This window comes from Microlunatus soli (genome assembly GCF_900105385.1).
Taxonomy (GTDB): domain Bacteria; phylum Actinomycetota; class Actinomycetes; order Propionibacteriales; family Propionibacteriaceae; genus Microlunatus; species Microlunatus soli.
Map to the genome: position 1 here is coordinate 3,283,084 of NZ_LT629772.1, position 13,277 is coordinate 3,296,360.

Genomic DNA, 13,277 nt, shown 5'->3' on the forward strand with positions numbered 1-13,277 from the left:
TTCCTGGCGGACTCCAGCACCGACCGACGCCGGCAACTGGCATCGATCTGGACGCCAGATCGGTGTGCCAGTTGAAACCTCCATCCAAACCGGGAGGCCATTTCAGTTCTTCGATGAGGTCATTTCGCTGAGTTCAGTCGGTTGTTCTCAGTGATCTTGTCGGCGACCTTCTGTGCGACCTCCTCCGGCGAAAGTCGGGTTGTGTCGACCAGCGGTAACGCGAGTGCTCGGTAGCTGGCAGCATCACGCAGCACTTCCTCGATGTCGTCGGGTTCATCACGCGCAGTCAGACGCTGCCGGCGCACTTCGTCGGAGCAGTCCAACAGCAGCCACGGACCAGCCGGCCAATCGGCCAACTCGGCCGGAGTGCAGACCCCGAGCAGCACCACGTCCACAGGCAGAACCACATCTGCGATCGCTCGGACAAGTCGCCCGTACGGTTCCCAGGTCTGCGGAGTTTGCGAGATCGGAGCGCCGGCGAGTTCGCCGGCCGGCCCCATGAATGCATCCCAGTCCAGCACCACCCGATCGGGCAGCAGCGCCCGCAGTCTCGGGATGATCCGGCTCTTGCCCGACCCGGGCGCGCCGAGGACGTAATTGATCATGGTCAACGACGCTAGCCCGAATCGTCAGGAGCCATCCAGTCCTTTAGTCCGGCGCTGCTATCGGCCCACTGAGCGTGCCCAGGCCATAAACACCGATGTACACCGACGCGACCGGCATCAGAGGTGACGAGATCGGCGGAGCTCGCGGCGGCAACTTGGCGATGCACCCGGCGGCTCGAGGCTGAGTCCGGATCCGCCGGTACGCGGCGGATGGGACAATTGCCAGGTGATCGCTGGATATCGCTGCCCGCGGGACGGCCGGACCAGTCCGGCGGCGGACCTCAACTGGCATTGCCCGGACTGCGGCTCGCCGTGGGACCTCGACCACTCGGCCGGCCGGGTCGACCAAGATCAACTGGCGTCCCGGCCGGCGTCACTGTGGCGCTATGCAGAGGCGCTGCCGCTGAACGACCCGTCGATCAGTCTGGGCGAGGGGTTCACCCCGATGGTCGCTCTGGACGAACGGGTCAGCGCCAAGCTCGATTTCCTGATGCCGACGTTGTCGTTCAAGGACCGTGGCGCGGCGATGTTGATCGAGGCTGCGAATCGGCTGCGGCCGGAGCGAGTGATCGCCGACAGCAGCGGGAACGCCGGCACCGCGGTGGCGGCCTATGCCGCCCGGGCCGGGTTGTCGTGCACGATCTACGTGCCGGCGACGACGTCGGCGAAGAAGATCGAACAGGTCCGCGCGCACGGCGCCGAGGTGATGATCATCGACGGCGATCGGGAGACGACCGCCCGAGCCGCCCAGTGGGGAGCCGATCAGCCGGGGACGTTCTACGCCAGCCACGTCTACAACCCGTACTTCCTGCACGGGACGAAGACCTACGGCTATGAGTTGTGGGAGAGCTACGGTGGTCGGCTGCCGGAGGTGATCGCGCTGCCGGTCGGCAACGGCACTCTGGTGCTCGGTGTCGCCCTCGCGATCGAGGAACTTGTCGATCATGGCCTGCTCGACCGGCGGCCGCGGTTGGTCGCGGTGCAGACCGAGGTCGTTGCTCCGCTGGCCCGAGCGCACCGCGAAGGACTGATCGAATTGCCGGCCGGCTATGCGACCTCGGCTGAGACGATCGCCGAAGGTATCGCCATCGCCGACCCCGCCCGGGCACCGCAGATCCTGGCTGCGATCGAACGCAGCGGCGGCGACATCGTCACCGTCGCCGACGCCGAGGTGGCTGCTGCGCAACAGGACCTGGCGGCTCGCGGGCTGTACGTCGAGGCGACCGCCGGCGCCTGCTGGGCCGCGGTCCGGCACGCCGAACGCGCCGAGACCGACGAAGATCAACTCGGCTGGCAACTGCTCGCCGATCAAGAGGTCGTCGTCCCGCTCTGCGGAGCCGGACTCAAGTCCGGTCTGGCCTCGGTTCAGACGTAGCGATTCCGGCCGCTCAGCGCACCGAACACCATCTGGACGCTCCAGACGACGAGCAGCAACGCCAGCGGAACCGTCCACCCGCCGGTGAGACCGTGCAGCGTGCCGAAGACGAACGGGCCGACGCCAGCCAACAGGTAACCGAAGCCCTGCGCCATCCCGGACAGTTGGGCGGTCTCGGCATCGCTGCGCGCCCGCAGTGCGATCACGGTCAGGGCGAGCGAGAACACGCTCATCCCGATTCCGAGCAGCGCACTCCACAGCAGCGGGACGGCGCCCGGATCGATCAGCAGACCGATGACACCGGCCAGGCCGGACAGACCGAGTCCGACGATCCACGGGCTCTGGCTCTTCTGCTTGGCCGCCATCGGCGGGATGACCAGGCTGATCGGGACCGCGATCACCGAGACCAGGCCCATCAGCAGCCCGGCCTGGACCTTGCCGACACCGGAGTCGATGAAGACCTGCGGCAGCCAGCCCATCATCACGTAGGCGATGAAGGACTGCAGCCCGAAGAAGATCGTCACCACCCAGGCCAGCGGGCTGCCCAGCAGCGAACGGCGCCCCGCAGTCGCGCCGGATCCCGGCCCGGCAGCCGGCTGCGGCTGGACCACGGGACCGGCCTTGGCGCGACCGGACAGCAGCCAGGTCAGCAACGCGATCGCCGACATCGCCGCCCAGGAGGCGAGGGCCTGTCGCCAACCGCCGAGGGCGCCGTCGAGGATCGGTGTCAGTGCCGATCCGGCGGCGCCGCCGCCCTGCAACGCGGCGGTGTAGATGCCGGTCATCACGCCGATCCTGGCCGGGAAGGACTGTCGGATCACCACCGGGATCAGCACGTTGATCACCGCGATGCCGGCGGTGGCGACCAGCGTGCCGCCGAGCACCACGCCGGGCCCGTCCAACACCCGGATCAATGTGCCCAGGGTGAGGACGCCGAGTGCCACCGCGATCGCGCGGCCGACGCCGAGCCGACGGGCGACGGCGGGTGCGGCGAAGCCGGCACCGGCAAAACAGAATCCGGGCAGCGTGGTCAGCACACCGGCCCACAGTGCTGAGGTCCCGAGATCGCCCCGCATCTCGGCGAGCAACGGTCCGACGCCGGTGATCACCGGCCGCAAGTTCATCGCCGTCAGGACGACCGCGACCGCCACCAACGCACCGGCGCCGGCTCGGACGGCTGCCGGTGTCTCCGCGACCTCGACGCCTTCCTCCACACTGCCCTCGATCTCGAGTTCCAGGCGGTCGGCGTAGTCGTCGAGCGCGCGCAGATCGGGGGTTTCGGAAGGCATTGCCCTATGATCGCATACATAGGATGATTGGACGAAAGGATGTTCAAGGTCCGGTCCAGCTGGCAACCTGTTCATGACGAGAGGCGGCAGCAGATGCCCTTGGCGAGTGCCCGACGCACCGGGCTTGTCGACCAGGTGATCGATCAACTCCGGGACGCGATCGTTGCCGGTGAGTGGGCGATCGGGGCCCGGATCCCCACCGAGCCGGAGTTGGCCGATCAGCTCGGGGTCGGCCGCAACACCGTACGGGAAGCGGTCCGCGCCCTGTCGCATTCGGGGATCCTCGAGGTCCGCCAGGGTGACGGCACCTACGTCCGGGCCACCAGCGAGGTCGCCGGAGCGATCGGTCGCCTCTGCGGAGTGGAACTCCGAGAGGTGCTGCAGGTCCGCCGGGCGTTGGAGGTCGAGGCAGCACGATCGGCAGCCGTGCGTCGCACCGGCGACGACCTCGATCGACTGCATGCGCTGCTCGATCAGCGCGACGCCGACTGGGAGCACGGCCGGCTCGACGACTTCGCCCGCACCGACGCCGAATTCCACGTCGAGGTCGTCCGGTGCAGCCACAACACCTTGTTGTCGGAGCTCTATCGCGGCCTGATGGAAACGATCACCGCCAGCATCGCCTCGACCGCGGGACAGCCCGAGCACGCCGAGGTGATCAGGCACCGGGGTCTGGTCGACGCGATCGAGGCAGGCGATGCCGACCGGGCCGCAACCGAGGCCTCCGCCTTCCTCGACGAGCTGTTGCGGCGATAGCGGCACCTCGCAGTCGGGCCCTGCCGGAGCCGGACAAACACCTTGCGAAACAGGTTTCGCGGGCCGTTGCTGGCGCGGTTCGGCCGGGCCCGATTAGCTTCTCGAACTGCCTCGGGGGAGTGACAGCGATGTTGTGCTGATGCCGTGAACCCTTCCTGAGGAGTGAGAACAGATGCTGTTCAAAGACGCGCCGTTGCGGCGCTCCGACCGACGACGACGGTGGCTTCGTCCGGTCGCCGTGAGCGCAGCCGCCGTACTCGCCCTGAGCTGCAGCGGCCTCGACCGAGCCAGCGCCGAGCCCGACCCGGCCGATGAGGCGCAGGCCGCGGCCAGCGTGATCGACGTGTCGACCCTGCAGCAGGCCCTCGCCGGCGCCGGCAGCACGGCGGCATCCACGTCGAATCCCGGACCCGACCAGGACGCCTTGAATGCCGGCGTGCTCGGCGACAAGACGATCGACCTCGGCGGCGGTGTCTCGGTACCGGTGTCCGAACTGGTCGACTTCGGTAAGGGCGGTGCGATCGGCAGCGCCAGCGAGGTCTCCTCCCCGGGCGATGCGCACGCCGTCTCCGGGCTGGTCGCCGAGGGCGGCTCGGTCACCCTCAGCGGTGATGACGCCAGCTTCGCTCCGGCCACCGTCGATCTGCTGAAGCTGGCCGACAAGGCCGGCGAGAACGCGATCACCAACGCAGCCATCGATCAGCTGGAACTGCAGCTCGGCGCCTTCGGCTCCGAGGTCACCGCCGAGAACGGCACCATCTCCGATCCGGATGGTGTTGGCGGCGCCGGCCAGTATCGGATCGGTCAGGCGGACCTGCTGGTCCAGTCGCCGGCCATCAAGGACGCCGCGAACGGCATTTATGGTGCGGTCGGTTCGGTGGACGACGAGGTCGAGTCGATCGTCTCCGACAAGCTCGACCCGGGTTCGGTCACCGGCCTGCTGGGCGCCGTTCCCGGCGTCCCGGAGCCGAAGATCACCGTCGAGAGCGACATGCAGGACGAGATCTTCGCCGACCTGCTGGCCAAGCCGATCACCTCGACCAACAAGTTGATCACCATCGACTTCTCCACCGGTCAGCTGCAGGTGCACCTTGATCAACTGGCGCACAACGGGATCAACAACATGGACCCGAACAGCGAGCTGTTGACCTCCAAGACCTACCCGCTGATCGCCGAGACCGTGCACGACATGATGCGTGACATCACCAACCGGATCGTCGGTTCGGTGGACGGTGCGCTCGGCTCGGTGACGGTGAATCTCCAGTTCACCAAGACCTTCGGGCCCGACGACGTGCTGGACGTGACCTGGCCGGTCAATCTGCGGCAGGCCGTGAACGGCGACTTCCCGGCGGCGGTCGACAACAGCTCCGGCCCGACCGGCGGAACCCTCGGCAACTCGCTGACCACGGTGATCAACACCCTCGGCGTCACCGCGGCGCCGATCTTCAAGCCGGTGTACGACTTCATCCTGAGCGATGACGGCGATCACATCTTCGATCTGGCGATCAACGACATCAAGCTGGGTATCACCACCTCGATCGTGAACGCGATCAAGCCCGCCTTCGACGCGCTGAACGGATTCGTCTCGGTCCAGGCCAACCACCAGCAGGCGATCACCTGCACGCCGGGCACCGGCAGCGAACCGGCACTGGCCGGTGTCGGGATCTCGGCGATCAGCCTGGGGCTGGCCGGTGACACCGGACGACTCAACTTCGGCAACTCCGGCGTCCGGGTCTCGCCCGACGTCTGCGCCAGCACCGGAGTGACCGGCGACGACGCCGATTCCGAGCAGCCGACCGGTACCGGCAATGCCGACGTGAACGTCGGCGGCACCGTCACCACCGTTCAGGGTCAGCCGGTGACCTTCGGAGTCAACGTCGACAGCGACGCCGACATCGATCCGGCCACCATCGGCCTGGTCGGCCCGGACGGCAAGAAGGTCACCGAACTGTCGACCGATCAGGGCTCCTGGACCGTCGACACCGAGCACGGGACGGTCACCTTCGAACCGGCCGGTGATCTCACCGGAACCGTCGAGCCGGTCAAGATCGTCGTCGAGGACGTCGACGGCAACGTCAGCACCGCGAACGCGACCGTGCAGGTCAGCGGCGAAGCCACTGATCAGCAGCAGTCGGCCGACTCGCAGGTGTCGGTCGACGGCAGCAGCGACGGTCTGCTGGGATCACTGCTGGGGACGGTCTCCGGACTGATCTGACGGCAGCGGTCGTGGGATAGGATCCCCACCACGTACAGCACATCCGGCCCTCCAGGCAGCGTCCTGGAGGGCCGGATGGCGTACGACTCGGGGTCACGGAAAGGGATGCACGGTGACCGAGGGCGACAACACACGAACCGGACGGACCATGATCGCAGCGGCGATCGCGTTCGTGGTGATCTTGGGGCTGGTGATCGCCGTCGTCAGTGTCAGACAACACCAGGGCCCCGGGCAGGCAGCCGCCCGACCGGGCGCCGGAGCCGGCACCACCTGTGCCGAGGACACCCAGCCGATCACCCGGGAGCTGAGCAACGGCGCGCGCTGGACGATGTGCTGGGGGATCGACCCGTACCAGGGACTGGTGCTGTCCGACATCTCCTACGCGGCACCGGGCGCCGAGTCGACCAAGATCATCGCCGAGCTGTCGCTGGGACAACTCGAGGTCCCCTACGACACCGGGATCCGGACCACGAAGGACATCACCAAGCAGGGCTTCGGCGGCCGCAACCTGCAGTCGATCGGCCAGGCCGAATGCACCGGTGATGTCAGGGCGATCTTCGTCCCCAACTTCGGCAGCGGCAAGGTCGGCGGCGGTGAACGCCGACCGGTGCTCTGCCAGAAGATCGAGCAGACCGGGCTCGCCTACCGGGCCAACGGCGGCGGCAAGGTGGTCGCGGCCCAGGGCGAGGCGTTGCAGCTCAACACCATCTCCAAGGTCGGCTGGTACGAGTACGTCAACCAGTACAGCTTCACCGCCGACGGCGTGATCAAGCCGCAACTCGGTGCCACCGGAACGCTGTCGCCGGAGGACTACACCGACGATGATCATCAGGGCAACGCGGTCGGCCACGGTCACCAGGACAAGGCGTCAAGTCACTCGCACAACGCCGTCTGGCGGGTGCATTGGGCGCTCGGCGATCACGGCCCGCTCGCAGTCCAGGAATACGACGCCCGGTTCAACGGCAAGCAGGGCAAACAGTCGCTGGAGATCGACGGCGAGCTCACCGACATCGCCCGAGAATCCAAGCGGGACAAGGCCGACCGGCGCTGGTGGCGGGTGCTCAACCCCGGTGTCCGGAACGCCGATGATCATCCGATCTCCTACCAGATCGAGATCGACCACACCGACTCCTACCACGCGACGGCCGATCAGGCCGGCGCCGATCACCACGGCGTCGAGGCCGAACCCGACTACGACGTCGCCTTCACCCAGGACGACAGCTGCGAGAAGTTCGCCTCCGACAACGACAACGCCAGTTGCGGCGAGGGCGTCGACGACTACCTCTCCGACCGTCAGCAGCTGACCGATGTCACCAGCTGGGTCGCCGTCGGATTCCACCATGTGGTCCGGGACGAGGACCAGAGTCCGATGGACCTGCATTGGCAGGGATTCACGCTCTCTCCGCGTGACCTGCTGGCTCAGCGCCCGCAGCCACCGAGCGGCTACGCGTCGGCCAACGGCAAGCCGTCGGGCGACTCGTGACTACAATCTTCGTGTCCTCGGGGGGTTCCGGCGACAACAGGTTGGTGCCATGCAGACCGCTCAGCAGTTCGATCCGCCACAGCGTGGTGTCACGCTGACGGCGATCGGCAGCCGGGCCGGTGTCTCCAAGGCGACGGTCTCCAAGGTCCTGAACGGTCGGCCCGGCGTCGGCGAGGACACCCGTCGACGGGTGCAGGCGCTGCTGGACGCCTACGGCTACGGCGGTGCAGAACGTGCCGGCTGGCTGGACGTCGTGGTGCCGAGCCTGCACGACCCGTGGTCGACCGGCGTGCTGGCCGAGCTCGACCAGCACGCCACCGGTGAGGGACTCAGCATCGTGCTCGGCACCGCGCCCGGTGTGCTGACCGACGAGACCCTGACCCGGGCGCTGGGCCGGGGCAGTCGCGGATTGTTGGTGGTCTCCAGTCGGATCACCGCCGCACAGCACAGCCGGCTGGTGGCGCACCGGTTGCCGTTCGCGATCCTGGACGGTGACGTGCCGGCGGTGGCCGCGGATCGGACGGTCGACATCGACTACACCGCAGGTATCCGGCAGGCCACCCGGCACCTGCTGGACCTGGGCCACCGACGGATCGGCCTGGTGCTCGGCCCGTACGGATTGCAGGCCAGCGAACGCTGCCTGGACGGATATCACCGGGCCTTCGCCGACCACGGCGCCGAACCGGACACCGGACTGATCCGCTGGGGCGAGGTGGACGAACGGGCCGGTGAGGTCTTCGCCGAGGCGTTGCTGGACCTGGCCGATCCGGCTACCGCGGTGATCACCGTCTCCGACGTGCTGGCCATCGGCGCCTATCGGGCGATCACGGCGCGTGGCCTGCGGGTCGGTGCCGATGTCTCGGTGGTCGGCCTGGACGACCGTCCGGAGGCGCGGTTGATGAGTCCGCCGCTGACGACGCTGTCCATCCCGGCCGGACCGGCCGCCGCGGCGGCGCTGCAGATGCTGCTCGACCCGTCCGCCGGCGCGTCGCCGCCGATCACACCCGAACTGGTCGTCCGACAGAGCTCGGCCGCCGTCGGCGATAGAGGTCCGTCGCGGGTCTGATGCCGGCGACAACCAATGCCATCAGGTGGCTCGGTTGGACACCCTCGCGCCACCTCGCCAGTGCTGGCGGACTTCGTCATCGGCGTGTCCGGCGGAGACCGGCACATTCTCTGCCAGCCAGCGATCCAGCAGCTCGGCTCGTTCCCGCCTGCCCATTCGTCGGTAGGCATCGGCCCATACTTCCGGGTCGGCGATCGGCAGACCGTGCCACCGTCGCGTCACCCGCGTCGGAAAATGCACGACACCGTCGGGCGAGTGAGCCGAGAAGTCGACCAGTACGTCGATCTCGTGATCACCGGCGTCGACCAGGAACCGCTGCCGTGTTGCATACACGCCGTCGCGCATCGCGGCGTCGCGGTACGGCAGACCGACACTGCTCAGCGCGTCGACAACTACCTTGTCGGCTGCTTCGGTCGTCACGTCCCAATCGCGGATGGTGTCAACCACCCCGATCGCAGCGAGCAGCCCGGACCCGCCGACGGCGGCCACGGCACCGTTGGCCTCAAGAGCTTCGATCACGGCTCGAACATCGTCCAACGGCGGCATCTGCATATGAAGAGGCTAATGCTCGGCTGCGCAAGAAGGGCCCTGAGTCTGTCGAAGGTCTGGGTGGCGGCCCTTCGACAGGCTCAGGGCCCGTGAGTCCTGCGGATGATCAGCCGGCCGGGACTGCTCCCGGGATCGCCGGCGTCTCCTGCGCGGCGTCGTCCAACTCCTCCGGCGCCTCGTTGAACTGGCTGTTGTAGAGCTCGTAGTAGGCGCCGCGGGCTTCCAGCAGGGTCTCGTGATTGCCCTGCTCGACGATCGACCCGTGCTCCATCACCAAGATCACATCGGCATCGCGAATGGTCGACAGCCGGTGCGCGATCACAAAGCTGGTCCGGTCGCTGCGCAGCCGGGCCATCGCCTGCTGCACCAGCAATTCGGTACGGGTGTCCACCGAGCTGGTCGCCTCGTCCAAGATCAACAATGCCGGATCGGCCAGGAACGCCCGGGCGATCGTGAGCAACTGCTTCTCACCGGCGGAGACGTTGCTGCCCTCCTCGTCGATCACCGTGTCGTAGCCGTCCGGCAACGAGTGCACGAACCGATCGACGTAGGTCGCCTCCGCGGCGGCGATGATCTCTTCGTCGGTGGCGTCCGGTCGGCCGTAGCCGATGTTGTCCCGGATCGTGCCGTGGAACAACCAGGTGTCCTGGAGCACCATCCCGATCTTGGACCGCAGGTCGGCCCGCGGAACGCTGGAGACGTCGGTCCCGTCCAGGGTGATTCGGCCGCCGTCCAACTCGTAGAACCGCATGATCAGGTTGACCAGCGTGGTCTTGCCGGCACCGGTCGGTCCGACGATCGCGACCGTCTGACCGGGCTCGGCCACCAGCGAGAGGTCCTCGATCAGCGGCTTGTCCGGGCTGTAGCTGAAGTCGACGTTCTCGAAGGCGATCCGACCGCGGGTCGGCCCGAGCTCGCCGTCGGACTCCTTGGTCTGCTCGGTCTCGTCCAGCACCTCGAAGACGCGTTCGGCCGAGGCGACGCCGGACTGCAGCAGGTTCGCCATCGACGCCAACTGGGTGAGCGGCTGGGTGAACTGTCGGGAATACTGGATGAACGCCTGCACGTCGCCGAGGCTGATCTGCCCGTTCGCGACCCGAAGGCCACCGACGACGGCGATGATGACGTAGTTCAGGTTGCCGACGAACATCATGATCGGCATCATCATCCCGGAGATGAACTGGGCGCCGAAGCCGGCCTTGTAGAGCTCGCCGTTCTTTTCGTTGAAGACCTCCTCGACCTCCCTGCGGCGACCGAAGACCTTGACCAGCGCGTGACCGGTGTAGGCCTCCTCGACATGGCTGTTCACCTCACCGGTGCTCTTCCACATCTGGACGAAACGCTTCTGCGCCTGCTTGCCGATGATGGTGGTGACACCGATCGCCACCGGGATCGTGATCAACGCGATCACCGACAGCAGCGGGGAGATCCAGAACATCATGAACAGCACGCCGATCACGGTCAGCAGCGAGGTGAGCAACTGGCTCAGCGTCTGCTGCAGCGACTGGGAGATGTTGTCGATGTCATTGGTCACCCGGCTGAGCAGCTCACCGCGGGTCTGCTTGTCGAAGTAGCTCAGCGGCAGCCGGTTGATCTTGGACTCCACGTCTCCACGGAGCCGGTAGATGGACCGCTGCACAACCACGTTCAGGATCCGGCCCTGGATCGCCAACAGCACCGAGGACAACGCGAACAGTCCGACCGCGAGCCCGAGGATCTGCGCCAGGTGGGTGAAGTCGATGCCCTGGCCGGGCACGAAGTCCTTCATCCCGGCGATCAGGTCGGCGATCTTGCCCTGACCGGCCGCTCGGAGCGCCTCGATCACCTGCTCCTTGGTGGTGCCGGCTGGGAACCTGCCGCCGATCTGCTTGCCGAGGATGCCGGCGAACAGGATGTCGGTGCCGCGGCCGAGGATCTTCGGGCCGACAACACTGGCGACGATGCCGGCGATCGCCAGCAGGATCACCAGCACCAGCCGGATCCGCTCCGGCGCGAGGTGGCCCAGAAGTCGCTTCAGCGACGGCCAGAAGTTCATCGCCTTCTCGTGCACCTGGCCGCCACCCGGTCCACGCTGCACATTCTTGGCGTAGTCGGGCCGCTCGTTGGACTTGGCCGGAGTGTTGCTCGACCCCGTGTCGTCGGGTGCGTTCTCGGTCGTCTCGACCTCGGTACGGGTCTGGTCGCTCATGCCAAGGCCTCCTCTGCGCTGAGCTGGGAGTCCACGATCTCGGCGTAGGTCGGACTGGACTCCAGAAGTTGATCATGGGTGCCGATGCCGACGATCTTGCCGTCCTCCAGGACGATGATCTGATCGGCGTCGGCGATCGTCGACACCCGTTGACCGACGATGATCACCGCAGCGTCGGCCGTCTCGGCATGCAGCGCCGCCCGCAGCCGCGCGTCGGTGGTCACGTCGAGAGCGGAGAACGAGTCGTCGAAGACGTAGATCTCCGGCTTCTTCACCAGTGCTCGGGCGATCGACAGCCGCTGCCGCTGACCGCCGGAGACGTTGGTGCCGCCCTGCGAGATCGGCGCGTCCAGTCCGCCGGGCATCTCGGCCACGAAGTCCGCGGCCTGCGCGACCCGCAGTGCGTGCCACAACTCCTCGTCGGTCGCATCGGGGTCGCCGTAACGCAGGTTGCTGGCCACCGTCCCGGAGAACAGGAACGGTCGCTGCGGTACCAGGCCGACCTTGCTCCACAACAGGTCGGCGTCCATCTCGCTGACCTCGACGCCGTCGACCGTGACCGAACCGCCGGTCCGGTCGAACAGTCGGGGGATCAACGAGATCAGGGTCGTCTTGCCGGCGCCCGTCGAACCGATCACCGCCGTGGTCTTGCCCGGCTCGGTGCTGAAGGTGATGTCCTGCAACACCGGCGCATCGGCGCCGGGGTAGGTGAACTCCGCGTCGGTGAACCGGACCACGCCGTGCTCACCGGACGTCGAAGTCACCGGCTGTGCCGGCAGCACGACGCTGGATTCGGTGTTCAGCACGTCGCTGATCCGCTCTGCCGACACGGCGGCCCGCGGGGCGATCATCAACAGGAACGTCGCCATCATCACCGACATCAGGATCTGGATCAGATAGGTCAGGAATGCTGTCATCTCGCCGATCTGCATGGTGCCGGCGTCGATCCGGTGTCCGCCGAACCAGATCACCGCCGCACTCGACAGATTCATGATCAACATCACGACCGGGAACATCAACGCGAACAGTCTGCCGACCCGCAACGCGATGTCGGTCAGATCGTTGTTGGCGCTGGCGAAGCGATCCACCTCGTACGGCTCGCGGACGAAGGCGCGGACCACCCGAATGCCGGTGATCTGTTCCCGCAGCACCCGGTTGACGTTGTCGATCCGCTCCTGCATCTTGCGGAACAGCGGGCCGAGCCGGAAGACGATCAGCCCGATCGAGATCGCCAGCACCGGAACACAGACCAGGATCAACCAGGCCAGCCCGGCGTTCTCCCGGAGTGCCATGATCACGCCGCCGACCATGGTGATCGGGGCAGCGACCAGCATGGTGCAGGACATCAGCACCAGCATCTGGACCTGCTGGACGTCGTTGGTGTTGCGGGTGATGAGCGACGGCGCACCGAAGTGGTTGACCTCGCGCGCGGAGAAGGACAGCACCTTGTCGAAGATGCCGGCCCGGACGTCGCGGCCGTAGGCCATCGCGGTCTTGGCACCGAAGTAGACCGCGGTGATGGTGCAGACGACCTGCACCAGGCTGATCACCAGCATGATGCCACCGGTCCGCCAGATGAAGTCGATGTCAGCCTTGGCGACGCCGTCGTCGATGATCTTGGCGTTCAGGCTGGGCAGGTAGAGGTTGGCGAGGGTGCCGATCAGTTGGAACAGCACCACCAACGCGAGGAATCCCTTGTATGGCGCCAGATATCGGCGCAGCAGGGAGATGAGCACGAAGCGTCCCTTCTA

10 protein-coding genes are annotated in these 13,277 nt (G+C 67.0%); 5 read left to right on the plus strand and 5 right to left on the minus strand.

Annotated features, from left to right (window positions below; genetic code table 11):
• Nucleotides 1-119: 119 nt before the first annotated feature.
• Nucleotides 120-605 (minus strand): (d)CMP kinase, encoded by a 486-nt coding sequence (locus BLU38_RS15065; RefSeq protein WP_091526057.1) that lies wholly within the window; start codon nt 603-605, stop codon nt 120-122.
• A gap of 226 nt (nt 606-831) precedes the next feature.
• Here BLU38_RS15065 and BLU38_RS15070 point away from each other — a divergent pair, with 226 nt between their 5' ends.
• Nucleotides 832-1,980, plus strand: a complete 1,149-nt coding sequence (locus BLU38_RS15070) for a threonine synthase (RefSeq protein ID WP_197680130.1) — start codon at nt 832-834, stop codon at nt 1,978-1,980.
• Here BLU38_RS15070 and BLU38_RS15075 read toward each other — a convergent pair.
• Nucleotides 1,971-3,269: a CynX/NimT family MFS transporter gene (locus tag BLU38_RS15075; protein ID WP_091526059.1), complete on the minus strand. Its 1,299-nt coding sequence runs from the start codon at nt 3,267-3,269 to the stop codon at nt 1,971-1,973. The two genes, BLU38_RS15070 and BLU38_RS15075, sit on opposite strands and share 10 nt — an antisense overlap.
• A gap of 93 nt (nt 3,270-3,362) precedes the next feature.
• Between BLU38_RS15075 and BLU38_RS15080 the strand changes: the two genes are divergently transcribed.
• The 4 genes from BLU38_RS15080 to BLU38_RS30930 all read left to right on the plus strand — a co-directional run bounded on the left by BLU38_RS15080 (nt 3,363) and on the right by BLU38_RS30930 (nt 8,789).
• Nucleotides 3,363-4,025 carry a FadR/GntR family transcriptional regulator gene (locus BLU38_RS15080; RefSeq protein WP_172836151.1) on the plus strand — a complete coding sequence of 221 codons (663 nt, stop codon included), beginning with the start codon at nt 3,363-3,365 and terminating at the stop codon, nt 4,023-4,025.
• A 172-nt stretch (nt 4,026-4,197) separates the two neighbouring features.
• The gene (locus BLU38_RS15085; RefSeq protein WP_091526061.1) at nt 4,198-6,240 is read left to right on the plus strand and encodes a choice-of-anchor G family protein; all 2,043 of its coding nucleotides are present in this window, start codon (nt 4,198-4,200) and stop codon (nt 6,238-6,240) included.
• Between the two features lie 112 nt (nt 6,241-6,352).
• Complete coding sequence (locus BLU38_RS15090) at nt 6,353-7,723, plus strand: copper amine oxidase (protein ID WP_091526063.1); 1,371 nt, start codon at nt 6,353-6,355, stop codon at nt 7,721-7,723.
• 49 nt (nt 7,724-7,772) lie between these two features.
• On the plus strand, nt 7,773-8,789 hold the full coding sequence (locus tag BLU38_RS30930) for a substrate-binding domain-containing protein (protein WP_172836152.1): 1,017 nt from the start codon (nt 7,773-7,775) through the stop codon (nt 8,787-8,789).
• A gap of 21 nt (nt 8,790-8,810) precedes the next feature.
• Here BLU38_RS30930 and BLU38_RS15110 read toward each other — a convergent pair whose 3' ends face one another.
• The 3 genes from BLU38_RS15110 to BLU38_RS15120 form a co-directional block, all read right to left on the minus strand.
• Nucleotides 8,811-9,341 carry a hypothetical protein gene (locus BLU38_RS15110; protein ID WP_091526068.1) on the minus strand — a complete coding sequence of 177 codons (531 nt, stop codon included), beginning with the start codon at nt 9,339-9,341 and terminating at the stop codon, nt 8,811-8,813.
• A 103-nt stretch (nt 9,342-9,444) separates the two neighbouring features.
• The gene (locus BLU38_RS15115) at nt 9,445-11,526 is read right to left on the minus strand and encodes an ABC transporter ATP-binding protein (RefSeq protein WP_091526070.1); all 2,082 of its coding nucleotides are present in this window, start codon (nt 11,524-11,526) and stop codon (nt 9,445-9,447) included.
• Nucleotides 11,523-13,262, minus strand: coding sequence for an ABC transporter ATP-binding protein (locus tag BLU38_RS15120; protein WP_091526072.1), 1,740 nt, complete (start codon nt 13,260-13,262; stop codon nt 11,523-11,525). Before BLU38_RS15120 ends, BLU38_RS15115 begins: the two co-directional genes overlap by 4 nt.
• Nucleotides 13,263-13,277 lie beyond the last annotated feature (15 nt).

Coding starts and splice junctions, on each gene's coding strand:
- BLU38_RS15065 (WP_091526057.1), bottom strand. CDS start 605: ATGATCAATTACGTCCTCGGCGCGCCCGGGTCGGGCAAGAGCCGGATC.
- BLU38_RS15075 (WP_091526059.1), bottom strand. CDS start 3,269: ATGCCTTCCGAAACCCCCGATCTGCGCGCGCTCGACGACTACGCCGAC.
- BLU38_RS15080 (WP_172836151.1), top strand. CDS start 3,363: ATGCCCTTGGCGAGTGCCCGACGCACCGGGCTTGTCGACCAGGTGATC.
- BLU38_RS15085 (WP_091526061.1), top strand. CDS start 4,198: ATGCTGTTCAAAGACGCGCCGTTGCGGCGCTCCGACCGACGACGACGG.
- BLU38_RS30930 (WP_172836152.1), top strand. CDS start 7,773: ATGCAGACCGCTCAGCAGTTCGATCCGCCACAGCGTGGTGTCACGCTG.
- BLU38_RS15110 (WP_091526068.1), bottom strand. CDS start 9,341: ATGCAGATGCCGCCGTTGGACGATGTTCGAGCCGTGATCGAAGCTCTT.
- BLU38_RS15115 (WP_091526070.1), bottom strand. CDS start 11,526: ATGAGCGACCAGACCCGTACCGAGGTCGAGACGACCGAGAACGCACCC.